The following is a 631-nucleotide window of genomic DNA, read 5'->3' on the forward strand; positions in this document are numbered from 1 at the left end:
TCCCCGGCATTCGGAGTTTGACTGAACGCGGTAGTCCTGTGGGGACCCCTTATTCAATCCGTGCTCTACCTCCGGGTCTCGTCGTCCGAGGCTAGCCCTAAAGCTATTTCGGGGAGAACCAGCTATCTCCGTGTTCGATTGGCATTTCACCCCTACCCGCCCCTCATCCCCGCCTTTTTCAACAGGCGTGGGTTCGGGCCTCCATTCAGTGTTACCTGAACTTCACCCTGGACACGGGTAGATCACACGGTTTCGGGTCGGCAACCCTAAACTGAGGCGCCCTCTTCAGACTCGCTTTCGCTGCGGCTCCGCCTCTTCGGCTTAACCTTGCTTAGAATCGCCACTCGCCGGTCCATTCTACAAAAGGTACGCTGTCACCCCCCGAAGGGGGCTCCAACTACTTGTAAGCACACGGTTTCAGGATCTCTTTCACTCCCCTCCCGGGGTGCTTTTCACCTTTCCCTCACGGTACTGGTTCGCTATCGGTCACTGGGCCGTATTTAGCCTTGGGAGACGGTCCTCCCGGCTTCCGACGGGGTTTCTCGTGTCCCGCCGTACTCAGGATCCACTCCGGAGAGCGGGGGGCTTCGGCTACAGGGCGCTTGCCTGCTTCGGCCGGCCCTTCCAGGCC

1 rRNA gene is annotated in these 631 nt (G+C 59.7%); it reads right to left on the minus strand.

The window, feature by feature from the left end:
* Positions 1 to 631 (minus strand): 23S ribosomal RNA (locus tag OYT88_RS20720); the annotation flags it as partial.

It is taken from the genome of Sporolactobacillus sp. CQH2019 (genome assembly GCF_028765345.1).
Classification (GTDB): Bacteria; Bacillota; Bacilli; order Bacillales; family Sporolactobacillaceae; genus Sporolactobacillus.